Source organism: Streptomyces sp. NPDC039736 (assembly GCF_055596485.1).
Genome location: NZ_JBVIUQ010000003.1, coordinates 368587 through 390949, shown reverse-complemented (window position 1 = coordinate 390949; position 22363 = coordinate 368587). Strand labels below are relative to the sequence as shown.

At 69.8% G+C, this 22363-nt stretch carries 21 protein-coding genes; 14 read left to right on the top strand and 7 right to left on the bottom strand.

Translation table 11 applies throughout. From position 1 onward, the window contains the following. Positions 1-107: 107 nt before the first annotated feature. The gene (locus ACZ56L_RS11185; RefSeq protein WP_471063308.1) at positions 108-416 is read right to left on the bottom strand and encodes a hypothetical protein; all 309 of its coding nucleotides are present in this window, start codon (positions 414-416) and stop codon (positions 108-110) included. 229 nt (positions 417-645) lie between these two features. Beyond that, positions 646-1215, bottom strand: coding sequence for a MarR family winged helix-turn-helix transcriptional regulator (locus tag ACZ56L_RS11180; protein ID WP_401763927.1), 570 nt, complete (start codon positions 1213-1215; stop codon positions 646-648). A 46-nt stretch (positions 1216-1261) separates the two neighbouring features. Here ACZ56L_RS11180 and ACZ56L_RS11175 point away from each other — a divergent pair, with 46 nt between their 5' ends. Both ACZ56L_RS11175 and ACZ56L_RS11170 read left to right on the top strand, forming a co-directional pair. Beyond that, the gene (locus ACZ56L_RS11175; RefSeq protein WP_471063306.1) at positions 1262-2221 is read left to right on the top strand and encodes an EamA family transporter; all 960 of its coding nucleotides are present in this window, start codon (positions 1262-1264) and stop codon (positions 2219-2221) included. Positions 2222-2293: 72 nt separating this feature from the next. Further along, positions 2294-2623, top strand: a complete 330-nt coding sequence (locus ACZ56L_RS11170) for a DUF4288 domain-containing protein (protein ID WP_345227861.1) — start codon at positions 2294-2296, stop codon at positions 2621-2623. Between the two features lie 183 nt (positions 2624-2806). On the opposite strand, the gene ACZ56L_RS11165 is transcribed toward ACZ56L_RS11170, so the two are convergent. The 3 genes from ACZ56L_RS11165 to ACZ56L_RS11155 all read right to left on the bottom strand — a co-directional run bounded on the left by ACZ56L_RS11165 (position 2807) and on the right by ACZ56L_RS11155 (position 4299). Further along, entirely contained in the window at positions 2807-3310 is a 504-nt protein-coding gene (locus tag ACZ56L_RS11165) for a cupin domain-containing protein (protein ID WP_471063304.1), read from the bottom strand. Positions 3311-3387: 77 nt separating this feature from the next. Then, positions 3388-3909 carry a hypothetical protein gene (locus ACZ56L_RS11160; RefSeq protein WP_471063302.1) on the bottom strand — a complete coding sequence of 174 codons (522 nt, stop codon included), beginning with the start codon at positions 3907-3909 and terminating at the stop codon, positions 3388-3390. A 36-nt stretch (positions 3910-3945) separates the two neighbouring features. Beyond that, on the bottom strand, positions 3946-4299 hold the full coding sequence (locus tag ACZ56L_RS11155; protein ID WP_471063300.1) for a CbiX/SirB N-terminal domain-containing protein: 354 nt from the start codon (positions 4297-4299) through the stop codon (positions 3946-3948). Positions 4300-4624: 325 nt separating this feature from the next. On the opposite strand from ACZ56L_RS11155, the gene ACZ56L_RS11150 reads away from it, so the two are divergent. Then, positions 4625-5596, top strand: coding sequence for a quinone oxidoreductase family protein (locus ACZ56L_RS11150; RefSeq protein ID WP_468687036.1), 972 nt, complete (start codon positions 4625-4627; stop codon positions 5594-5596). Between the two features lie 278 nt (positions 5597-5874). On the opposite strand, the gene ACZ56L_RS11145 is transcribed toward ACZ56L_RS11150, so the two are convergent. Beyond that, positions 5875-6327: a VOC family protein gene (locus ACZ56L_RS11145; RefSeq protein WP_471063297.1), complete on the bottom strand. Its 453-nt coding sequence runs from the start codon at positions 6325-6327 to the stop codon at positions 5875-5877. Positions 6328-6396: 69 nt separating this feature from the next. Between ACZ56L_RS11145 and ACZ56L_RS11140 the strand changes: the two genes are divergently transcribed. From ACZ56L_RS11140 to ACZ56L_RS11120, 5 genes are all read left to right on the top strand, one after another. Then, a complete protein-coding gene (locus ACZ56L_RS11140; RefSeq protein ID WP_471063295.1) occupies positions 6397-6615 on the top strand; it encodes a hypothetical protein in 219 nt (72 codons plus the stop codon). Positions 6616-6715: 100 nt separating this feature from the next. Beyond that, the gene (locus tag ACZ56L_RS11135; RefSeq protein WP_471063293.1) at positions 6716-7528 is read left to right on the top strand and encodes a MerR family transcriptional regulator; all 813 of its coding nucleotides are present in this window, start codon (positions 6716-6718) and stop codon (positions 7526-7528) included. A 183-nt stretch (positions 7529-7711) separates the two neighbouring features. Then, positions 7712-12541, top strand: coding sequence for a serine hydrolase (locus ACZ56L_RS11130; protein ID WP_471063291.1), 4830 nt, complete (start codon positions 7712-7714; stop codon positions 12539-12541). A 471-nt stretch (positions 12542-13012) separates the two neighbouring features. Then, positions 13013-14458 (top strand): ApeA N-terminal domain 1-containing protein, encoded by a 1446-nt coding sequence (locus tag ACZ56L_RS11125; RefSeq protein ID WP_471063289.1) that lies wholly within the window; start codon positions 13013-13015, stop codon positions 14456-14458. A 153-nt stretch (positions 14459-14611) separates the two neighbouring features. Next, the gene (locus ACZ56L_RS11120) at positions 14612-15388 is read left to right on the top strand and encodes a GntR family transcriptional regulator (protein ID WP_471063287.1); all 777 of its coding nucleotides are present in this window, start codon (positions 14612-14614) and stop codon (positions 15386-15388) included. On the opposite strand, the gene ACZ56L_RS11115 is transcribed toward ACZ56L_RS11120, so the two are convergent. Then, positions 15372-16448, bottom strand: coding sequence for an XRE family transcriptional regulator (locus ACZ56L_RS11115; RefSeq protein WP_471063825.1), 1077 nt, complete (start codon positions 16446-16448; stop codon positions 15372-15374). The two genes, ACZ56L_RS11120 and ACZ56L_RS11115, sit on opposite strands and share 17 nt — an antisense overlap. A gap of 769 nt (positions 16449-17217) precedes the next feature. On the opposite strand from ACZ56L_RS11115, the gene ACZ56L_RS11110 reads away from it, so the two are divergent. The 6 genes from ACZ56L_RS11110 (at position 17218) to ACZ56L_RS11085 (ending at position 22322) form a co-directional block, all read left to right on the top strand. Next, the gene (locus ACZ56L_RS11110) at positions 17218-17487 is read left to right on the top strand and encodes a hypothetical protein (RefSeq protein ID WP_471063285.1); all 270 of its coding nucleotides are present in this window, start codon (positions 17218-17220) and stop codon (positions 17485-17487) included. Beyond that, positions 17484-17672, top strand: coding sequence for a hypothetical protein (locus tag ACZ56L_RS11105; RefSeq protein WP_471063283.1), 189 nt, complete (start codon positions 17484-17486; stop codon positions 17670-17672). The genes ACZ56L_RS11110 and ACZ56L_RS11105 overlap by 4 nt, the downstream gene beginning before the upstream one ends. Continuing rightward, entirely contained in the window at positions 17669-17908 is a 240-nt protein-coding gene (locus ACZ56L_RS11100) for a hypothetical protein (protein WP_471063281.1), read from the top strand. Before ACZ56L_RS11105 ends, ACZ56L_RS11100 begins: the two co-directional genes overlap by 4 nt. Beyond that, positions 17905-19101 (top strand): DUF2637 domain-containing protein, encoded by a 1197-nt coding sequence (locus ACZ56L_RS11095; RefSeq protein WP_471063279.1) that lies wholly within the window; start codon positions 17905-17907, stop codon positions 19099-19101. The genes ACZ56L_RS11100 and ACZ56L_RS11095 overlap by 4 nt, the downstream gene beginning before the upstream one ends. A gap of 81 nt (positions 19102-19182) precedes the next feature. Then, entirely contained in the window at positions 19183-21498 is a 2316-nt protein-coding gene (locus ACZ56L_RS11090; protein WP_471063277.1) for an FtsK/SpoIIIE domain-containing protein, read from the top strand. A gap of 227 nt (positions 21499-21725) precedes the next feature. Then, positions 21726-22322 carry a DUF6197 family protein gene (locus ACZ56L_RS11085; RefSeq protein ID WP_471063275.1) on the top strand — a complete coding sequence of 199 codons (597 nt, stop codon included), beginning with the start codon at positions 21726-21728 and terminating at the stop codon, positions 22320-22322. Positions 22323-22363 lie beyond the last annotated feature (41 nt).

Here is a 22363-nt window from a genome sequence, read left to right as displayed (position 1 = left end):
CCCTGTTCCTCTTCCGTGTCGCCGTTCCGTGGCACGTCATCGACGTGCTGCGGTACGTGTACCCGGGAACCCGGCGGTGAACAGGGGCGCGCGGGGCGCGTGCGGAATCAGGCGGCGCCGGCGCCGGCCTCCGGGTCGCGGACCACGCGCAGTCCGCGCCGGGCGTTGTTCACCGGGCCGCCGCCCGCGCCGGTCGTGGCCGTCCAGTACGGATGCTCGTTGACGGCCATGGTCAGCTCGCGGATGCGCTCCCACAGCTCCTCCACCTGGTCCACCTCCTCCTCGGTGAAGACGGGGGCGGAGTCCGCGCCCCAGGGAGGGGCGGTGGCGAGAGTGTGGAAGTCGGCCTGGGCCTGGTGGAGCTGCTGCTGAAGGTCGATGAGGTCCTCGGGGAAGGGGGCGGAGTAGGAAGACATACCGGAAGCGTACGTCTGTTCGATTTGCAGGGGCCAGTCGGGCGGCTGTGATGTGCGCGTTCGTTCCGGAGGGACGTCGATGGGCCTCTCCGTCGACCGGGCGGGGGTGCGCTTCGCGGTGCTGCGGCCGAACCCCCGGCAGGAGCGAGCGCTTTCCCGGGTACGGGCAGGCGGGCGGTCGTGCCCGGCCCGCGACCGTCGTTCCGTTCCCGCCCAAGGGTCCGTCCGGCTAGAACGTGTCGCCGAGCCCCAGCAGCAGGGTCCGCAACAGGAGGGACAACTGCTCCTGCTCGGCGGGGGAGAGGGCGGCCAGGACGCGCGTCTCGGTGGCCAGGTGGTCCGGCAGCGCGGTCTCGACCAGCGCCAGCCCCTCCTCCGTCAGGGCGACGTGGACGACCCGGCCGTCCGTGGGGCTCGGGGTGCGGGTGATCAGGCCGCGGCTCTGGAGGCGGTCCAGGCGCTGGGTGACCGCACCCGAGGTCACCATCGCGGAGGCCATCAGCTCGGCGGGGGTGAGGGGGGTGCCGGGGCCGTTGCGCCGCAGGGTCGCCAGCACGTCGAAGGACGCCCGGTCCAGCCCGTGCGCGGCGAAGGTCTTCTTCATCTCCGGCTCGATGAACAGCGTCAGCCGCTTCAGCCTGCCGATCACCGCCATGGGGGAGACGTCCAGGTCGGGACGCTGGGCGTGCCACTGGTCCAGTACGTGATCCACGTGGTCGCGGACGTCCGGGCCCGCGCGGCCGGGCACCGCTTCCGTGCCGTTCCCGGCGTCTCCGTGCGTCGTCGCGTTCTCCGTCATGAGGAAGACAGTAGTCGATCCCTTAGCGGTGAGATATGTTGTCTTAGTGCTAAGAAACCGCGCGGCTCTCGTGCTGCTGACCGCCCTCGCCCCCGCCGTCTGGGGCTCCACCTACTTCGTCACCACCGAGTTCCTGCCCCCGGACCGCCCGCTGCTCGCCGGCGTGCTGCGGGCGCTTCCGGCCGGAATCCTCCTCGTGCTCCTCACCAGGCAGCTTCCGAAGGGGAGTTGGTGGTGGAAGGCCCTGGTGCTCGGCACCCTGAACATAGGCGTCTTCTTCGCCCTCCTCTTCGTCGCCGCCTACCGTCTCCCCGGCGGAGTCGCCGCCACCGTCGGCTCCGTCCAGCCCCTTCTCGTGGCCGGCCTCGCCGCCGGGCTGCTCGGCCAGCGCCTGACCCTCCGTACGGTGTTGGCGGCCGTGACCGGCATCGCAGGGGTCGCCCTGCTGGTGCTGCGCGCCGATGCCCGGCTGGACGCGCTCGGGGTGGCCGCCGCGCTCGGCGGCGCGGTCGTCATGGCCACCGGCGTCGTGCTCAGCAAGCGCTGGGTCTCCCCGGCTCCGCTGCTCGCCACCACCGGCTGGCAACTCGTGGCGGGCGGGCTGCTGCTGACGCCCGTCGCGCTCCTCGTGGAGGGGCCGCCGCCGTCCTCCTTCACCGGGGAGAACCTGCTCGGCTACGGATACCTCACGCTGATCGGCGCGGCCGTCGCGTACGCCCTGTGGTTCCGCGGCATCAAGGCGCTGTCGCCGACCGAGGTCACCTTCCTCGGCCTGCTCAGCCCGCTGGTCGCCACCGTGCTCGGCTGGGCGCTGCTCGGCCAGCAGCTCACCCCGCTGCAACTGCTCGGCGGAGTGCTTGCCCTGGCCGCCGTGGCCCTGGCGCAGTTGCGCCCCCGGGGGGCCTCCGCCGCCAGGGCGGTGACGGGGCCCGCACCGGCCGAGGCGCCCGCCGACGTCCCGGCCGCACCGGCCGCCGCACCCGCCGCCCGGGGCAGGGCACGGTGACCGAGCGCGCCGGCCGCGGTCGTCCATGACGTAGGGTCCCTGGCACGGACCCCAGTGAAGCGGAGGAGACCCATGGCGAGCAGCTACATCGCGATCCTGTTGTCCCGGGCGACCTCGGACGCCGCCGGGCACGAGCCCCGCTACGCCGAGGACTTCGTCCTGCTCACCGCCGACAGTGAGGACGAGGCCCGCACCAAGGCCCTCGCCCACGGCAAGGCCCAGGAGACCAGCTACGAGAACGACCGCGGCGAGCGCATCACCTGGGAACTCCTGCACGTCGTGGACGTGAACGAGGTCCTGGACGCCTCCCTCGGCGACCGGGCCGACCTCTACAGCCGGAACTTCACGAACTACGACGCCTACCGCGCCTTCGAACCCCTGCTGTCCGAGGAATCGCGGTAAGTCCCGGAGAGTTGCCCAGCGGGGTCCGGGGGCCGCCCAGCGGGATCTGAGGGCCGCCCAGCAGGGCCCGCAGTCCGCCCAGCGGGATCTGAGGGCCGCCCAGCAGGGCCCGCAGTCCGCCCAGCGGGACCCGTACGCCGCCCAGCAGTACCCGCAGTCCGCTCAACAGCCCCCGCGGGCCGCTCAGTAGGCCGACGTCGTCGGCAGCTCCTCCCCGCACCACGCGCAGTACCGCGCCCCGCCCTCCGCCCCCAGCCGCCCGCACTCCTGGCAGACCCGCCCCAGGGCGCAGGGGGCCTCGCCGCCCTCGTGCTCGACGGGGCGGGGGCCCACCGCCATCCCCGGGCGTCGCCGGTGCACCGTGAGGTACGTCAGTCCCCGGGCGCCCGCCGCCAGCGCCCGGGTCGCGTCCCTCGGGAGCCACACCAGCCCGCCCGGCCGCATGTCCTGCGGTGTCGGGGACCCGTCGTCGAGCTGTCCGTCGCCCTCCACCACCAGCAGCAACACGTCCAGCGCGCCCTCGACATGCGGCGTCACCGAGGCGTGAGGCGGAAGCCGCACCAGATTGGCGTCGAGCTGCCGCCCCCGCTCGGCGAGCCGCCACAACGCCCCGCGCTGCCCCTCCGACGCGCCGACGACGTACTCGTCGAGGTGCGCGAGCACCCTCGCCGTCTCCTGTGCGGGCACCACGTCTCCTTCCGACCTCCGTCAGACATACGCTACGTGCCGCCGCCGGTTGGCGGGCCCGGAGCGCGAGTGCCCGCTCAGCCCCTCAGCGGCGGGTCCGTCAGGTTGGTGATCTTCAGGTCGGAGCGGCGGACCGTGTACCAGACCTCCGTGTCCGGGACCGCGCCCCAGATCTGGGTGAGGACGACCGTGGCGGTGGTGGCCGTCTGGGCGTGAAGGCGCACCTTCCAGCCCCTGGGGACGTTCTGCGCGCGCATCACCGGATCGGCGTGGTTCTGCTCGGCCCATTCGGTGAGGTGGGCGTTCAGTTCGGCGGTGAGGTGGGCCCTGCGGACCTGCTCGGGGGTGTGCGGGCCGGAGCCCAGGACGGCTTTGCGGTAGGCCGTGAAGAAGTGGTCGACCTGGGCGGCGGGAGTGCGGGCCTCACCGCGCACGGCCGGGGAGGCCGGGCCGGCCGGGGTCACCGCTGCGGGTGTGGCGGCGGACGCGGTGGGCGTGGTGGCGGGCGTGGCGGACGCCGGGGTCGCGGCGAGCGGGGCCGCCAGGGCGAGGGCGGCGATCAGAGCCGCATGGGCGAGGTAACTGCGCTGCGTGTTCATACGTACCAGAGAAGCAGCCCAAATGCGTTCGTGTCATCACTCACAGTGATGAATCTGCTCCAGAGGTCCGGGGCCGCGCCGCGCCGCCGCGTACCTGTCCGCCACCAGCCGTGCGATCCGTGGATGGTCGGCGACCGGCTCCGACACCGCCCACGCCCCGCACCACGCCAGCGCGCGCGTGAAGCGGCCCGGCGCGAGAAGGCGGGTGGCGACCGCGACGCGGCGGTGGCCCTCCGCGCGCAGCCGGGCCACCGCCTCGGGCACCGTGGGCTCCGCCGCCGAGCAGTAGGCCGGGACCACCGGCACGCCCCGCAGGCCGCGGAAGCCGTCGACCACGGCGAGGGTTCCGTCATTGCCGCCCGGCCGGGTCGAACCCGCGCCCGCCACCACGATGCAAGAACGCCGAGGCCCCCAGCTAGCGCGCCCCTCTCACGAACGGGACCCCGGGTGCGTCCGTGCGTACCCGGGGCCCTTCTGCGCGTGGCACGGCTACGCCACGGGACTCCCTCCGGGCCCGCCACGCCGCTGTTCGTACCGGCGGGGTGCGAGACCCTGCGCTGCCTGCTCGCCCGACGCGGCGTCAGAACGATCGCCCCGACCCGGTAATCCGTTGAGCGCCTTGACCTCGCGACGGCATGCCGAGCCGACACCTCTCGGCAGTTACAGTCGTGGCGGCCGAGAACGTGATGCGAAGCGAAGAGAGTGAAGAGGAAGCATGCCCACAGCAGTGCAGGTTCGGCGGGCCGGAGGCCCGGAGGTGCTTGAGGTCGCGGACGTGGAGATCGGCGCGCCGGGGCCGGGCGAGCTGCTGGTCGACGTGGCGGCTGCGGGTGTGAACTACATCGACACCTACCAGCGGGCTGGGATCTACCCGGTCCCGCTGCCCTACGTCCTCGGCCTGGAGGGCGCCGGAACGGTCGTCGCGGTCGGCCCGGACGTGCGCGGTTTCGACGAGGGGGATCGGGTGGCCTGGCAGGGCGTGCCGGGCGGCTACGCGCAGCGGGCGCTGGTGCCGGCCGCTGCGTCGGTGCGCGTACCGGACGGCGTGGCCGACCAGCTCGCCGCTGCTGTGCCGTTGCAGGGGATCACCGCGCACTACCTGGTCACATCGACCTATCCGGTCAAGGAGGGCGAAACGATTCTGGTGCACGCGGCGGCCGGGGGAGTCGGGCTGCTGCTGATCCAGTTGGCCAAGGCGCGGGGGGCACGGGTGATCGGCACGGTGTCGACCGCCGAGAAGGAGGCGCTCGCCCGCGAGGCCGGGGCCGACGAGGTGATCCGGTACGACCGGGTGAACTTCGCCGACGCGACGCGGAAGCTCACCGACGGCGAGGGCGTTCACGTCGTCTACGACGGGGTCGGCAAGTCCACCGTGGAGGGAAGCCTGGCGAGCCTGCGCAAGCGGGGCATGCTGGCGCTGTTCGGCGCCGCGAGCGGTCCGGTGCCGCCGATCGACCCGCAACTGCTCAACAAGGCCGGTTCGGTGTATCTGACCCGCCCGAACAGCGCCGACTACGTCCAGACCCGCGCCGAGCTGGAGTGGCGGATCGGCGAGCTCTTCGCAGCGATCGCCGACGGCTCCCTCAAGGTGCGGATCGGCGCCACGTACCCGCTGGCCGACGCGCGGCGGGCCCACGAGGACCTGCAGGCCCGCAAGACCACCGGAAAGGTGCTGCTCATCCCCTGACCGCCGCTCCAGCGCTCGGCGACGTGAGCCCGGCACGCGCCGGCCTGTTGCCGGTCCTGAATGACCGGGCACCCCGCCGCGATCGCGGGAAGCCCGCCGCTCACGGCGCGGCCGAAGCCGGAAGCACCCACCCCCTCCCGCCGGATGATCTGCGCGCCGGACTCCCGCCCCCGGCCGGCGCGAACACCCCTGGCGTGGCCTCCGGCCGGCGCGACCCCCACGAACGGGGCCCCGGGTACGTCCTGTGCGTACCCGGGGCCCCTCTGCGCGTCGCGCGGCTACGCCACGCAGAACTCGTTGCCCTCCGGGTCCCGCAGGACCCACCAGTGGCCGACCGGACCCCGGTCCACCTCGTTCACGCGGGTGGCCCCGAGCTGCTCCAGGCGTGCGACCTGCTTCTCCAGCTCGCCGGGCTCGGCGTGCACGTCGATGTGCAGGCGGTTCTTGCCGCTCTTGGGCTCGGGGACGTCCTGGAAGAGCAGCCGCCGCCCGTGGCCGACGCCGCTGTTCCCGTCGAACGGGTCGTCGGGGTGGCGTACGCCCGCGTACCCGCGGAAGAGCTTGCGCCCGTTGTGCTCGGTGACGGCCTGCTCGGGGAGGCGCCCGGCGGCGAGGAGCTGCTCGATGAGCGCGCTGGGGTCCTCTACGACGTACCCCAGGGCCTCGGCCCAGAAGTCCGCGAGGACGGGGGCGTTTCCGCTGTCGATGACCAACTTCCAACCCAGTGTCATACGAGCACTTATATCGGATCCGCACCCGCCCCAGGGGCTGCGCTCCCCAAATCGAGGCGGTACCGGCCCGTGGCCGCCGCCCGCGCCGGGGCCCGGGACGTCCGGGACCGGCCGCGCCGCACCCGGACCTCGCACCAGTACCGCCGGGCCCCCTCACCGACCGGCTCCCACGAGCGGGCCGGGTCCCTCGGCGAGCACGGCCCGCGCCTCTTCGGCCGGGCCGGGAACACCGGCCCCGGGGCCGCACCTGGCTGGAGGAAGAACGCGCAGGCCGGAGTCGTACCGTAACCGCCGGGACGACGGCCGTGCGGCGAGCGGCGAGCGGCGGGGAAGGTTCCCGACGGTGCTTGACCCTGACACCGTGTGAGGCCCTCAACTCGGAGACATCATGTTCACCATCGGAGACTTCGCCAGGCTCGGCCGCGTGTCGGTCCGGATGCTGCGCCACTACGACGCCACCGGACTGCTGCGCCCCACCCGGGTCGACCCCGCCACCGGATACCGCTTCTACACCGCCGCCCAGCTCGCCCGGCTCAACCGCGTCATCGCGCTCAAGGACCTCGGCTTCACCCTCCAGCAGGTCGGGGAGATCCTCGACGAGAAGGTGACCGCCGGGGAACTGCGCGCCATGCTGCGGCTGCGCCAGGCCGAACTGGAAACGGCGATGGCGGAGTCGGCGGCCCGGCTTGGTCAGGTCGAGGCGAGGCTCCGGTCGATCGAGAGCGAGGGATGCATGTCCACGAACGACGTCGTCATCAAGAGCCTGCCGAGCGTCCGCGTGGCGGAACTCACCGGTGTGGCCGCCGACTTCCACGCGGTCGGCTCCACCATCGCCCCCCTGTACGCCGAACTGTTCGAGCGGCTGGAGGCCGCGGGCATCACGCCCAGCGGCCCGGGTGTGGCCCGCTACGAGGTCGCCCCCGGCGGCGGCCTCCTCGTGCACGCCGGGGTGCAGGTCTCCGCTCCGGTGCGGGACGACGGCACGCTGCGGGTGCTGGACCTCCCGCCGGTCGAGTCGGCGGCGACCATCGTGCACCGGGGGCCCATGTCCGCGCTCCTGCCGACCGTCCAGACCCTGGGCCGGTGGATCGACGCCCACGGCTACCGCTCCACCGGGTACGCCCGGGAGGTCAACCTGGAGTGCCCGCCCGACCAGGACGACTGGGTGACCGAACTGCAGGAGCCCGTCGTCCCGGCCTGACCCTGAGCGGACCCGACTTGGGCGGCCCCCGCTCCCGCCCGCCCGGGGGCGGGGGCCGCCCGGCGGGCGGTTCACGGCGATCCCGCCATCGCCGGCCGGCCCCTCGGGGGTAGTGCCCGCACTACCTCCGAACTCCCCCGTACGCCACTGCGCCACGGACCCCTCCCGCGATGGGATGGGGGCATGAAGAAGAACGCGTCCACACCCCGCCGCCCGCGTGTCCTCGCGGCCGCCCTGGCCGCCGCCGCGGCCCTGGTCTGCAGCACCGGCTCCGCGCTCGCCGCGCCCGCCGCCCAGTCCGCTCCCGGTGCCGGGTCCCTGACCCCGGAGGCCGTCGACCGTTACGTACGGGACTACCTGGAGGACACCGCACTGCCCGGCGCGGTGGTGGCCGTCACCCGGGGCGACCGGGTCGTCAGCGTCGCCGGTTACGGGCACACCGCGGCGGGCCGGGCCCTGACCGCGCGGACTCCGGTGCCGGTGGCCTCGCTGTCCAAGTCGATGACCGCGCTGGCGGTGATGCAACTGGTCGACGCGGGCGAGGTCGGCCTCGACCGCCCGGTACGGCAGTACCTCCCGGACTTCACCCTCGCCGACCCCCGCGCCGAGCGGATCACCGTACGCCAACTCCTCAACCAGACCTCGGGCATGGCCGACTCCGCCCACCCCGACCTGGTCGGCCCCCAGCCGGGCACCCTCACGGAAGCGGTCGCCGCCCTGCGCGGGGTGGAGCTGGCGTCCGCGCCCGGCACCCGCATGAACTACCACAACACCAACTACGCGGTCGCCGCCCGCCTGGTGGAGGCCGTGAGCGGGAAGCCCTTCGCCGCGCACATGGCCGAGCGGGTCTTCCAGCCGCTGGGCATGACCGGCGCCACCACCGTCGACTCCACCGCCGACATGCCCGAGCAGGCACGGGGTTACGTCCGGGCGTACGGTCGGCTGATCGAGCGCGACCAGCCGCGCTGGTTCACCGCCGGCGGCTTCGGCGTCGTCGCCTCCGCCGACGACCTGGCGCGCTGGCTGATCGCCCAGAACAACGGCGGCGCCACGGCGGACGGCCGACGCGTCGTCTCCGCACGCGGCGTCACCACCATGCACACACCGCCCCGCACCCCCGAGGGCACGTCCTACGCCATGGGCTGGACCCGGTCGTCCGAGGGCGTGGGACCGCGCGAGATCCGGCACACCGGCCAACTGCTCACCCACAACGCCGCGCAGACCCTGCTCCCCGACTCCCGCACCGGCATCGCCGTCGTCACCAACACCGGCATGGTCTCCGGCGACGACGCCACCCTCCTCGCCCAGGGTCTCGCCGACCTCGCCCGGGGCAGGGCCCCGGACGGCGGCACCCCCTTCACCCTCCAGGCCGACTACGTCCTCGCGGCACTCACCCTGCTCTCCCTCGGCCTCGGGGCCACGGGTGTCGTACGCTCCCGCCGCTGGGCCCGCCGCGCGGTGGGCCGCCCCTGGTGGCGCACCGCCCTGCGCACCCTCCCGTACACCTTCCCCGTCGCCGCCTTCCTGCTGCTCGGCGACCTGGCGGGCCTGCTGACCCGCAGGGGTGCGGACCTGGGCATGATCTCGTACGTCTGGCCCGCCCTCTTCGTCTGGCTGGGGGTGTCCGCCGCCGCCTCGACGGCGGTGCTCGCCGCCCGGGCGGTGCGCACCGTGCGGGACCGGTGCGTTACCCCGGAGGTAATGGGGGGCATCCCGGGGTCTCGATCAAGCACTCGCTCTCCCCATGGACAGGGAGCCACAGCGTTCGCCGAAGTCCGCCTGCGTCCGCTGGGTGTCGCCGCGCGTGGCTCCCAGTCTGGCTCCCCGAGCCGACAGGGAGCCACTCCTCGCCCTCAGGCGCACCACGCCCTCCGCCCGCCGGGGGGAGGGAACCGCCGGAGCACGACAGAGCACGCGGCTCCACCGGTCCGCCCACCCGGTCACTCAAAGTCGCAGCTCAGGACCAACTTCCTTCCAGTGACGCCCCATTGTCAGTGCTCCGTGACAGCCTGTCCTGCAATGAACGGCACTATCGGGAGGAATTCCGACTTGCAGACTGAGAAGGCGCTCAAGAACTGGCTCACGCCTGAGCAGTACGCCGCTGCGGTGGCGCCGGAGTCGGAGGTTCTGGCCTTGGCCGGCGCAGGCTCCGGAAAGTCCCGTGCGCTCGCGGGGAGGGTTGCACATCGCATCGCCACCGGATCTGCCCCTGAGTCGATCGTCGCGTTCACTTTCACGGAGAAGGCGGGAGAGCAGATCAAGACGCGCGTCGCGGCTGCTCTCCAGGAGTGTGGTCTGGACCCTCTCCTGGTCGGTGGCATGTACATCGGGACCATCCACGCATGGTGTCGCCGTGTTCTCGGCGACATGGACGCCCGGTACCGCCAGTTCGACGTCCTCGATGAGATGCAGTTCCGGATCTACCTGATCTCGCGGTACCCCAAGCTGGCGATCCACGCGGTACGCGACGCCCATCCCACGGCCAAGGGCACCCGCCGCGGATACTTCGAGGCGCTCAAGCAGATCAGCCGCGCGTGGCAGATGATGAACGACGAGCTGCTGGACCCGCAGCAGGTCGCCGGCGAGGATCCCGAACTCGCGGCCGTCCTGGAACGTCTACGGTCCAACATGGAGAACGACCACTTCATCGACTTCTCGCTGATGCAGCGACTCGTCGTGGAGGCCCTCGAATCTGGTGACCAGGGGGCGGTCCAGGCACTCGCCCCGCTTCGCCACGTCCTTGTGGACGAATACCAGGACGTGAACGTGGTCCAGGAGCGACTCATCGCGCTCATGCACGAGAACTCCGAGACCCTGTTCGTCGTGGGCGACGACGACCAGGCAATCTATGGATGGCGCGGCGCCGACGTGACGAACATCTTGGAGTTCGACAAGCGCTACCCCAACGCCTCCGTGCACAAGCTGCTCACCAACTTCCGTTCCACGTCCGCGGTCGTCGAGACGGCGGGAGACTTCGTTGCGGCAGAGGTAGGCGCGATGCGCCTGCCGAAGGTACTTCGGGCACATGCCAATCACAGCCCGCGGGAGTTTGCCGTCCAACAGTTTCCCAGCAGGCCGGAAGAAGCAGCCTTCGTCGCCGACCGCATCGAGAGCCTTCTCGGGACGGAGTACGAGGAGCCCGACGGCACCCGCAGAGGGCTCACCCCTGCGGACTTCGCCATCCTCATGCGCTCGACAAACACCGAGGAGCAGGACGGGACGAAGCGACACACTGCCTTCGTCGACGCACTTGCCGCCCGGAACATCGTCTACGACCTGGACTCGGGTGCACAGCTCTTCGATCGTGCTCAGCCGGCCGCTCTCCGCAACGCTTTCGAGTTGATGCGAGACGGCACCCCGGACCGGAGCCAGGTCGACCACCTGTTCCACGCCGAGCTCTCGAAGGCATTCCCTCTGGCTCAGCTTGAGCGGGTGAGGCGCGTTTTCTCCGACTGGGGGCGGCGCATCCACATGCCCATCGCTCCGGGTGTGCCCCGTCAGCGTCTCTTTCCGCAGAAGCTCCTGCACGACCTGCTGGAATCCCTCAACGTTGCCGCCAGCGGCTTCGACGACGGTGTCATGACGGACCTGGGAACATTCAGCCGCATCATGCAGGACGTGGAGTCGGTCTACGTCTCCATCGACAGCAAGTCCCGCTTCGGGGAGCTCCTCAACTTCCTGCAGAACGTGGCCGGCACCGGCTACGACACCGACGGGCAGATGATGACCCGGCCCGATGCCGTGTCCGTATCCACCGTCCACAAGGCCAAGGGGCTGGAGTTCCCGGTGGTCTTCGTCGTCGACGTTGAGGCCAATCGTTTTCCCGGCCGGCGGCACCGCTACGACGGCTGGATCCCCTCGACTCTGATCCAGCAGGCGCTGGACAACGGCTCGTACCAGACCGGAACCGCAGGTGAGGCGCGGCTCTTCTACACCGCGATCACCCGCGCCGAACGCTTCCTCTACGTCACCGGTTCCGCGCAGCTTCCTGGCGGCAAGCGGGCGGCGCAGGTTTCCCCCTTCGCGGCCCGCCTGGCGCATGCAGAGATCCGGCGTGACCTTCTGGAGTCCGGTGCGCCCCCGCTCGTGGCACCTCCCGCCGCCCAGCCTCGAAGGCGTGGCGATGAGTCGGTGCTGCCGACGACGTACTCCCAGATCCATACCTTCATGCGCTGTCCCCACGCCTACAAGCTCAGCGTGGTCAACGGCTTCTCGCCGCACATTCCGGAGCTCTTCGGGTTCGGGCGGGCGGTACACGCCGCAGTGGGCAAGCTGCACCAGGCGTACACCAACAGCAGTGCGCCCACGCCCGAGGAGGCCAGGTCCATCGCGGAGGACCTCTTTCACCTCAAGCATGTCTCGCCGAGCTCGGACCCTGTCAACAGGCCGGGCGCCTACGAACGCGCTCTGCAGAAGTCTTCGGACATCGTGGCTGACTACGCCAAGGACTACACCGAGGACTTCGAGACGAAGCGGCAGGTCGAGCTCCCCTTCGAGATCCCCGTCACGGGGGCCGTGATCTCCGGTGCCATCGACCTCCTACTCAGTGTCGACGACACTGACAAGATCCAGGACGCCAAGGTCGTCGACTTCAAGACCATGCAGGGCGGTCCGGACGCATTGAACAACCCGGACCTTCACTGGGAAGACCTCTCCCTCCAGGTGCAGCTGTACGGTCGCGGAGCCGACCTGGTTCACGGAGCCAACGCCCGCACGGGCGCGGTTCACCTCCTTAAGGACAGCCAGAGGATCGACGTACCGGTCGACCAGGACGCTGTCGACGCGGCGGTCGCTAACGTGGAGTGGGCGGTCAACCGCATCACTGAAGGCGACTTTCCTCAGCGCGCATCCGAGAGGAAGTGCGACGGCTGCGACTTCGCCCAGCTGTGCGCCCAGAAGGTAGAGGCCTTCGCCACCACGGAAGTGCCGCCGGAGCTCCACCTGCCAGGCGACACCGGAGGGAAGGTCTTCCGACACATCGCCGCGTTTTCGCAGACTGGAGCCGGATGCTGATGGAGTAGCAAGGAGAAGCAGTACGGGGCGTCACCACCGAGGTAGCCCCACAGGCAGCTGCCTATGCACCACCGCGAGCCCCAACCGTGATCGGTTGGGGGCTCGCGGTGGTGGGCGCGGACCGTTTCGAACCGCCGGTATCTGCTTTGTAAGTTCGCCTGCCCCCTTCGCCAACCTCACAGCCACGCTGGCAGCCAAAAGGCCGTCCTGGGCGTCGAAGGGGGCACACAACTGTTCAGGTGACCCATGTTGGCGTCGAAGACTACCGTTGCCTCAGCAACAAGCTTCCTCGCCGAACGATGGGTCGACCTGCTGCCGCTCGCGTCGAGCTGCTCGCCCTGCCGGTTGGGAGCGGGATGAACTGGCAAGTCAGGGACCAGAGTCTGGCAGGGGTTCTACGATCGTGAGGAGACTTGACTCCACTAACAGGACAGGACAGCTGTGGCAAAGGATGAGACGTCTGATGCTGTCGTGAGTGACTGGTGGCTACCCGATGATTCCACCTCCACCACACCCGGCACCTACACTCTTCTTGAGACTGGAGACGCCAAAGCCATTCTTCATCGCCCTCTAGGCGATCAGCATCCATTGGGTTTCCGTCCATCGATGCACCCTCTGGTGCATGGGAACGCCTTTGGTAAGTCTGTAACCCTCGTTGATGCGCGCCCAGGACGGTCCAGGACCAAGATGAGCGGCCAGGCGGAAATAGAGCTTCGTCCTCGTATGGCTATCGAAGGACTACTACTGTTCGAGGATGAACTTAAGGTGACGGAAGCCCGGGTTCAGATTCAAAATCAAGATGAGTGGCTGACTCCGCGATCTTTCCATGTCGCAAGGGATGCCCAGGGGTTGCCAAAGAATATTTCCATCTACCGGCTTGCTGAGCGTGTCGCATTGACCGGAGACGCATTGATTTCACTTGGCGATTTTTCTGTAACAAGGGGCGGGCTTTCCGATTTTTCGATAATTGCGCGCAGCGGGTTCCATCTCTACTTCGAGGAGCCGATATCGATCGACAAGCTCTTCGATGTGCACCTTCGCGGGTTGCAGGTTCTCATGACGCTGGTGACCGGCTCTAGGTGCGGCATCGAGAGCCTGCGGTTTACCAATGATAAGTGGAAAATAGATGGAGTCATCCCCCGATCGCCACGCTGGGTAGATGTCCGGGTGCGAGCTCCAGAATTGAAATCAACAAAGATTAATCCGGCAAAAATGCTCTTCCCGGCTTCGTCCCTGCGGTGGGAAGAGCAAGCACCTATGATCATGGATCTTTCGACTGAATGGGTCTACGCTATTGAACAGTGGGCACTCCTCCTTGACGGCAGATTCGTTTGGCCAGTTGCGCGATTCGCTACTGCCGCTTCCGCGGTTGAAGCCCTGGATCGGACGCTTAATCCTGATGAGCAATATGAGCCCGACCATGCACTAATTGAGAGGGTTTCGGAAGCCCTGAAAAAGTCATCGATCCCCGGGCGGGATCGAGTGAAGGTGAAGAGCGCCCTCAAGCGGCCGAGGGAGACATCGCTGGAACAGCGAATCAAGCGATTGGCGCTGTATGCGCCAGAGGCAATGAGGCAGATTGTCGATGAGCCTCAGTGGTACTCGCGGGTTGCTAGACTACGACACGTAGTGAGTCATGGATTGCAATCTTCAGAGGAATTCTCCAAGGATGTGCGCTCCGTTCAATGTGGTTCCGAGATCCTCATGCATCTACTTGAATGTGTCTTTCTTTCTCATCTCGGATTTGACGCTGAACAAATCGCCGAGATCAAAAGCGGCCATCCCGACACGACTTGGCGCAAGAGCGTGGTTCAGGAGTGCTTCAACCTTCTGCCAGAGGTGCCGGGTCAGGCCGCCGCGGCAAAGGAAGGCCCCTCTATGTCAACGGACGGTGAGCCACCCGTGGCACCTGCATGACGCCCCCTACGGTCGCACTACAACTCCGAGGTCGCCTCGTCTGGTGAGGTGGCGATGGCAAACGAGGGCTGCGGCTAGGCCCAGGAAGGCACTGTCGCGAGCATCGCTACGCTGATCACCAGTAAGTCACGGACCGGGGAGTGTGCATCAGGAATGGGACCCAAAACTCAGAGGGTCTATGAGACGATTCGATCCTGGATCGAATCGGGCCGATACGGCCCCGGCGACAAGTTGCCGTCCGAGCGGACGTTGAGTGCCGAGCTTGAGATCGGCCGCACCGCACTGCGTCAGGTTCTCGCGCGTCTGGTTAACGAGCGCCTCATTAAGGCCCATGATCGAAGCTCCTACAGGGTTCTCGGCAGCGAGAGTGCTCCGACACCAGCGGAAATGGAGCCCTGGAAAATCCACGGCTCCCGCCACGTCTACGAAAACCGTTGGGTCAATCTGGACCTAGTTGACGTAGAACCCCCCGGAGTGGAGCGCTTCGAGCATCATGTGGTGCGTCTGTTCCGCGTGGCCGTCACAGCCGTGCTCGACGAGCGGGACCGCGTGCTCATGCTGTGGCGGTACCGCTTCGTCCCTCAACAGTGGGGGTGGGAGCTGCCCGGAGGCATCGTGGATGCGGGCGAGGAGGCCGCTGCCACAGCCGCGCGCGAGACTGAGGAAGAGACGGGGTGGCGTCCCGGCCCCGTCGAACATGTCGTGAGCTACCAGCCAATGATCGGCATGGTCGACTCGCCGCACGATATCTTCGTGGCCCGTGGGGCCGAGAAGGTCGGTGAGCCCACGGACGCGGAGGAGGCCGGCGAGGTCGCCTGGATCCCCCTCAATGACATCCCGCGGCTCATGTCCGAGGGCAAGCTTATGGGGTCGGGCACGCTCGTGGCCCTGCTCCATATCCTGGCGTCTCGCACTAGAGGCGACCGGTAAGCAGTTCCACGCGACGGCGATACCGCACGGACCCCGTGCGGTTCGCCAGCAATCGAGCCTTTTGCAGGTGGGACCGCGCGTCGTCTAGCTCTCCCCGGGCCAGGTGTGCTTGCGTGAGATCGCAGTGCAGCCCGGATCTCGCGCGCACGAAGGACGCGTCCGCGCTGCCCAAGGAGGCGTACAGCTCATCCATCGCCGAGGCGTCTCCGAGCTTGGCAAGGACGTTCCCACGCCATCTCGCCAGGTGGTCCGTGTTGAGAAAGATGCTCAGCATGTCGGCATCACGCACCTCCCCGTCGTCGGGTAGCAGGGACATCGCTCGCTCAAGTGCCGCCTGTGCCTCCGACTCCTTTCCCGCCCCTGCCGCTGCGCACAGCTCGGCCTCAGCGGCCGCGAGCCACGCCCGAAGCCGCGGCGACTGGCGCTCGGGTTGGACACGCTGCGCGTCTCGCACCAGCTCGATCGCGAGCTGGGGTCGACCGGCGTCCGCGAGTACGTACGCCTGCTCCCCCATGGCGTGCGCAAGGTAGAGAGGGGATTCGGCGTCCTGGGCGGCTTTCTTGGCAAGCTCGTACCTCCGCCATGCCCTGTCCACGGCGCCGGCGTCCAGCGCCTGCCATGCCGCGAGGGTGGACGCTCCCGCGAGCGCTGTCGCGATGGGCCTCCGCATCCCTGGCAGTACCGCGAAGGTGAGCGCCTCCTCCATCGCCGCCAAGTGGCCGTTCATCTGGTCGACCAAGCCGGTCGCCCCCATCTGACGGTCCATCGTGCGGAGCAGCTCCGTCTGGGCCAGGAACGACGGGACCATGGACTCGCTCAGACTGCCCGCCGCATCGATCCGACTCAGCAAGTCCGCGTATCCGTCCGCTTGTTGCTCCTGCACCTCGGCCGCGCCGCGTAGTTCATCGTCCGTGACGCCCAGGAGCGGCCGGAGGATCGCGGCGTACCGGTCCGTGATGGGGCGCCGGCCGTTTTCCCACTCCGAGATGTAGGTCTTGAGGCTCGCCGCCGAGGCGATGTCGAGCAGCCGTTGCTCCGCGAACCGTCGCAACTCGTAGATCAATCGATCCTGTGACCACCCTCGCGCGGTCCTCACTGCCTTTAACCCCGTAGCCACGCTGCCTCCCGTAAAGCCCCAGGTGAAAGCTGGTTAACCCTCCTGAGGTTAACCCCAGTTGGCTACCGGGGCGCCCAACTTCGGCCGTTCTCTGGAGATGCACACCGACACGCAACCCGCAGGAGGGGTTGCATCTGGTGCGCACCAGATGTCAATCTGTTGGTGCGCACCAGATGGACCGCAAGGTCCGGCTCCGGTGTGCCCCAACTCAACAGCGTGATCCACCGCAGTACGACGGCCGCGACAGCTCCGGCCGGTGGCGAGTGGAGACCAGCCGACCGAGACCGGGCCCGCGTCACAACCGGGCCCCACACCCCATAGGGGGACACGCCATCGGCTCTAAGACCCGCGTGGCATCTGCCCTGATCACCCCCGAGAACCAGACCTCCTCGGGGCGAGGGGCACCTCGCGTATCGGAGGTCTGAGCAACACGTCCCATCCCACCGCCCGGGAGGGCGATGTGTACCAACGAATGCCACGGGCGCCGATCGTGCTGGACCGGCACGACGGTCACGCCCACCGCGTCACCTGACCTCCGCAGCCGCTCGGCTGCGGCCGGTTGCCTCCTCCGCCCGACCGGGTCCCACTGCGGGGCGCCGTACGGGCGGGGTTGAGGGGAGCCGGAGATTCCTGGTTCTGACGGCGAGAGGCCCCGGGTGGCTAGACCCGGGGCCTCGGTTCGGGCCGTCCCACCCGAGAGGAAGTACGACCCATGAACATGATCGTTGCTGGTCAGAGGATCGTTACGCAGACCGAGCTGATCGAGGCCGCGCTCGGCTTCGACGCCGAGCCGGTCGAGCCGCTGGAGTTCGACTCCGTCGCCGGCCAGGACGCGCTGCGCGACATCGTCGGCGTCCTGGAGGCGGAGGCCGCGACCGACCTCGACACCGAGGACATCGCGCACTACCGGGGCCTGCTCGGAGCCCGGGTTCTCTCCTTCCCCCGCCGCTCGGCCCTCGGCTTCGAGCGGAGCGCCGCGTGAACACCTTCGCCTACCGGCTCCTGCTGACCCTGTGCATCGCCGTCGAGGTCTGGGGCGCGGTCATCGACGTCCAGGACCTCACCCTCGTCGGAGCCATCGCCGCGCTCGGCGTGATCGGCGTCGACCGTCTCCTGCTGCGCGCCGACGAGGACGAGGAGTTCGCCGAGGCGGGTGAGGAGCGATGAAGACCCTCGCCCAGACCCTGCTGTTCGTGCTGACCGTCCTGGAGCTCGCGCTCGGCCTGCTGGCCGGGACGGTCGCGCTGCTGAGCCTGATCACCGAGACGATCGCCCGCGCGGTCGCCGGACTCGACGAGGCGTTCGCCCGCCGGTTCCGGCTGGACCGGGTCTCCCCGAAGCTCCGCCAGGAGCTCGCCGACGTCCTGTACGGAATCGCGACGCCCGCCGGAGGTACCCGATGAGCACGTACCGCGAGGAGAAGCGGCGCGACGAGCAGCTGCGCGCCGAGCAGGCCCGCGAGGACCGGCGCCTGGAGCTCCAGGCCCGGCAGGACCGCGAGGCCGCCCGGGCGGAGGAGAAGCGCAAGGACGCCGACGCGAAGCGCCGCCAGGAACAGGCCGACAAGAAGGCCCGCGCGGCCGAGCAGCAGGCGAAGAAGGCGGCCGCCGCCGCCAAGCGCGCGAAGGCGGTCCGCTGGCTCAAGACCAACCCCGCGACACTGTTCGTCGGCTTCGTGATGGTCGCCTCGATCGTGCCCGCGATCCTCTCCCAGATCGGCGCGCTGACCGGCGCCACGGTGAACGCGGGGATGGCCGGTCTGCTCGCCGCGATGCTGGAGGGCGGCGCCTGGGCGGTCACGTTCATGGGCAAGCAGGCCGAGGACGCGGGCCGCGAGCCGCGGAAGTACCGGATCGGCACCTGGGCCGTCGCCACCGTGGCGGCCGCGGTGAACTTCTGGCACGGCTGGGAGCAGTACGGCGAGCACCCGTGGGTCGCGTTCGTCCTCGGCGCGAGCTCGCTGTTCGCGATCTATATCTGGGACCTGAAGACCCACGGCTCCCATGGCAAGACCAAGGAGCAGAAGCAGGCGGAGAAGGCTCGTGCGAAGCACGTGGCTGCCCGCCGCAAGCATCACCCGGAGATCGTGGAGCAGGCGGTCAAGCTCCAGGCCGCCCTGCCGTACGGGGTCCTGGACGACGAGTCGGCGTTCGCCGCCGCGTGGCGGATCCGCACCGGCGCCGAGCCTGGTCTGTCGGCCGAGTTGTACGCCACCGCGACCAACGCCGTGCTGTCTCTCGGCGCGGCGTTCGAGCTCGGCGACAACGTACGCGACGAGCTGTTGGAGACCGGCTTCAAGGCCGCCCGGCTCAACCCGTTCGCCGAGTTGACCCAGGTGCCTGGATCCCAAGCGGGAATTGGGTCGAACACGGATGAACCGCCCGCCGAGAAGCCCCGCGAGAGCGGGCCCCGGGGACGGTCCGACGAGGAGCTGGACGCGCTCCTGCCGGACGCCCTGACGGCCGCCGCAGACCTCGTCGCCGAGGGCAAGCAGATCTCCGCGACCGGCCTGGCGAAGAAGCTCCAGATCCGCCGCGAGGACGCGCTCCGACTCCGTGACCGCGTCATCGAACAGCGCCGCCTGCACGTCGCCTGAACCACCCCATGTACGCGGGGCCCGGCCCTCGCCTGGCAGCACCGGCCGGGCCCCGCTACCTCACCAGGAGGCACCGCAAGCATGACCGAGAACCACGCCGAACCGCACACCCCCTCCACCCTGCCCACGTCGGCCGAGCCGACGATCGCGACCGTCACCTTCCTCCGCCCCACCGTCCCCGCTCCGGCCCCGGCGGACGACGACTGGTCGGACATGCCCGACGACAGCGACCCCGCCCCCGTTGTTCCGCCGATGCCGACCGTCGCGCCGGCCGTCGGCCCGGACGACCGGACGATCGTCCTCGACACCGCCCGCGTCATCCTGGAGAAGACCTCGACCCCGGTCGCCGGGACGGTCGTCGAGAAGACCGTCGACCTGGACGACTTCGACGACCGCCCGCTGATTCCCGCGTGGATGCACTCGGCCGAGGGCTGGGCCGCGTGGGCCGGGGTCTTCGCCCGGGCCCGCCGCCGGGACTTCCGGCGCTGGGTGCGCCGCCAGCCCACCCAGAAGGGTCACGTCCGCCAGTTCGGCCGCGGCGTCCGGCGCTCGCACGAGTGGGTCGTCGGCTTCGAGGGTGTCCGGGTGCAGTCCGCCGCCCACACCGCCCACGTCCTGACCCGCGAGGCCCGACTCGCCGCCCGCCACGCCCGCTTCACCCCGCGCATCCTCGGCTCCAAGAAGGAGCTGGCGATGAAGTCTGCGGAGAAGGCGACGAAGGCCGCCGAGGAAGCGGTGCTGCTGCACAAGAAGGCGAAGAAGGACCGCAACCGCGCCCGCAACCTCCGCGCCGGCGTCGTCTACGGGCCGCCGCTCACCGCGATCAGCAGCGGATACGCCATGGGTGGCGGTCTCGGCCTGGCCGCCGGTCTTCTGTCCACCTTCGCCGGTGGTGCATTCGTCGGGCGCAAGCCGTACGACGAGGAGGCCGACTGGACGAGCGACTGGCGTTCGCTCGGCGACGGTGACCGGATGACCGCCCCCATGCTCGACCAGTCCTTCCGCGCGGCGAAGGTCATCGGGGCCGAGGAGTCCCTCGGTGTCGTGCAGATGCCGATGCTCGACACCCGGGGCGCGTGGACGGCCGTGCTCGACCTGCCGCCCGGTGTCCCGGCGAAGAAGGCCATCCGCGCCACCGACGAGCTCGCCGCCGCGTTCGGGGTGGAAGAGGCGCAGGTGTCCGTCGCCAAGCGCGGTCGCGCCGGGCGGATCGAGCTCTACGTCTCGCGTGACCTGCCGTTCACCGACAAGGCTGCGCCGGGGCCGCTCCTCGCGCTAGAGTCGGCCGCGGACTTCTGGGGGCGCATCAGCATCGGCCCCGACGTCCGGGGGATCCACCAGTCCATCTCCGTGGTGGAGCGCTCCGGCCTGATCGGCGGCGAGCCGGGCGCGGGCAAGTCGGCCTCGGGCAACACGATCCTGCTCGCCGCCGCGCTCGACCCGCGGGTCATCCTCTGGCTCGCGGACGGCAAGGGCGGCGGCGACCTGGAGCCGTTCGAGCACCTCTGTGAGCGCTACGAGGGCGACGCCGATCCCGAAGCGTTCAACGCGATGCTTGATGAGCTCCTGGACGTCATGAAGGCCCGGTATGCGCTGCTGAAGAAGCTCGGCAAGCGCAAGGTCACCGAGGAGCTCGCCAACAAGTACCCCGAGCTGCGGCAGCTCCTGCTGTGGGTCGACGAGCTGATGCTCTACACGACCGACGACGAGTACGGGAAGAAGATCACCCGTAAGCTCCGCAACCTCGTCTCCCGTGGCCGGGCGGCCGGGATCATCACCTTCTGCGCCACCCAGAAGCCCGGCTCCGATGTCGTCGACACCTCGCTGCGCGACCTGCTCTCCATCCGGTGGGCGCTGCGCTGCACCACCCCCGAGGCCTCGGACACGATCCTCGGCAAGGGCGCCGCCGCGTCTGGCTACTCGGCGAAGACGATTCAGTCCGAGATGCGGGGCGCCGGCCTGCTGTGGGCGGAGGGCACCAACCCGACCATGGTCCGCGCCGACTACTACACCGACGAGCAGGTCGAAACGCTCCTGGCCCGTGCGACCGAGTGGCGCCGCAAGGCCGGGACGCTGCCCAACGGGCCGGTCCCGCTCGTCGACCAGCTCCGCGCCCAGGGCGATGACGACGCGCTGCTCCTGGCCGCCGTCCTCGACACCTTCGCCGCCCACGTCGACGAGGACGGTCCGGCCGAGTGGCTGCCCGGCCAGCTCCTCGTCGACGAGCTCAAGACCGCCGGCCACCCGGCCACCGCCGAGAAGCTCGGTGCCCTGATCGTGCGTACGGACGAGGAGAAGGCCAAGCGGCCGTGGGGCCCGAAGGGTTCGCGCGTCACCGGCTACCCGCTGGCCCGCGTCGAGGCCGCCGCCACCGGCCGATTCGGACTCACCGCCTGATCTAGACCCGGACACGACCCGGACGAGTGCCCGGATTGCCCGGAATACCCCCCGGCGGACCGGGCCCCGACCCGGACGCCGGACCCCCCGACCCGGACACCCGCGTCCGGGTCGGGCCCAGATCCGTCCGAGTCGCCCAACTCTCTGACCTGCGCAAACGCGGAGCCGTCCGGGCTCTGTCCGGGTCGCCGTCCTAGTCCATACCGGTACATAAGGAGTCAGGCACCGTGGCCGTCCAGACCCTCACCGCCCCCGCTGTCTCCGGCTCGGAGCTCGCCGATGAGGCGGCGCTCCTGGTCCGCGAGATCGAGCAGTACCTCCTCGCCCGCGTCCGCACGACCGCCCACCCGCTCGTCACCAAGACCACCGCCGAGCTCATCGCCGAAGCCCTCGGCGCCCCCGCCCCGGCGGCGACCGCGCCGGTCCTCACGGTCCCGGCCCGCGCGCTGCGGATCCTGCCCGACTGGGTGCTGAACTTCCCCCTCCTCCGGCAGCTCCACGGCGGCGGACGGCGGATCAGCGTCGCCGAGCACCTAGAGCTCACCGCCCTGGTCATCGAGCGCTACGGCTGGCACCGCGGCTCCCTGCGCTCGACCTCGGGACGCCGCTGCATCCTCGGCGCCCAGGCCGTGCTGTTCCGCCTCGGCTACGGCGACGAGACCACCGCCCGCACCGCCGCCCACCACCTCCAGACCGCTCTCGCCGCACGCGGGATCACCGAGCCCTATCACCGCTGGAACGACGCCACCGGCCGCACCCGCACCGAGGTGCTCGCCCTCGTCCGCACCGCCGCCACCCACGCGCGTCAGGCGGACCGCTCGTGACCGGCGGACTGCGGATCGGGTCGCTGTGCACCGGTTACGGA